This is a genomic window from Pyxidicoccus fallax (genome assembly GCF_012933655.1).
Taxonomy (GTDB): Bacteria; Myxococcota; Myxococcia; order Myxococcales; family Myxococcaceae; genus Myxococcus; species Myxococcus fallax.
In genome coordinates this window covers 1-827 of the sequence record NZ_JABBJJ010000740.1, presented here as the reverse complement: position 1 = coordinate 827, position 827 = coordinate 1, and the positions used below count along the sequence as shown (strand labels likewise).

Here is an 827-nt window from a genome sequence, read left to right as displayed (position 1 = left end):
TCCCCAACCTGCTCCCGCCCCTCCCCCTCGACGCGAGCAGCGACGCGTGGCCGGTGACGGCCGCCGACGTCATCCTCAACGTGAACATGATTCACATCTCGCCCTGGGCGTCCTGCCAGGGGCTGATGCGGGGCGCCGGGCGCGTGCTGTCTCCCGGAGGACTGCTCGTCATGTACGGCCCCTACTTCGTCGAGGGCCGCGAGACGGCTCCCAGCAACCTCGCCTTCGACGCGTCGCTGCGCGAGAGGAACGCGGCCTGGGGCGTGCGCGAGCTGGGCGCCGTCACCGCCGAGGCCGAGCGGCACGGCCTGCGCCGCGAGCGCGTGGTGGACATGCCCAGCAACAACCTCACCGTCGTCTTCCGCAAGTCAACGGACGCGGGCGCCACGGGCTGAGCGGCCCTCCACGGTACACCACTCCGGACAGCGAAACCCGGCGGACATCCACCGGGAAACAATGAGAGCGACCGCCCAGGCACGGCCGGCCCCTCCCCTTTACGTCGGGAGGGAGCACCACCACCATGTGGCCCTGACGGTCACCGCGCGGCAGCCGGCGGTGGGAGAGGGGGCACAGCCATGCCGGACGCTGGCGCGAAGGCGGGCACCTTGGAGGGGAGCCTCTTCGCCTCCGTCCTGCACGCCCGGACCCGGCAGGCAGGAGACCGCGCGCGCACCCTGTGGGTGATGCCGCTCGTCGTCGGCCTCCATGCGCTGGTGCTCGGGGGGCTCACCCTCATCTGGCAGGGCTCCAGTCCCGGTGGACGGTCCGCCAGCGAGGGCGATGGGGAGCTCGTCCTCCGGCTCGTGTCGGCACCGCCACCGCCGCCC

General features: G+C 72.7%; 1 protein-coding gene and 1 pseudogene. Both read left to right on the top strand.

Going from position 1 to position 827, the window contains the following annotated elements:
• Nucleotides 1–395, top strand: a 395-nt coding sequence (locus tag HG543_RS53915) for a DUF938 domain-containing protein (RefSeq protein ID WP_169352710.1), incomplete at its 5' end; no start/stop codon positions are given.
• A 180-nt stretch (nt 396–575) separates the two neighbouring features.
• Nucleotides 576–827: pseudogene (locus tag HG543_RS53910) on the top strand (hypothetical protein); the annotation flags it as partial.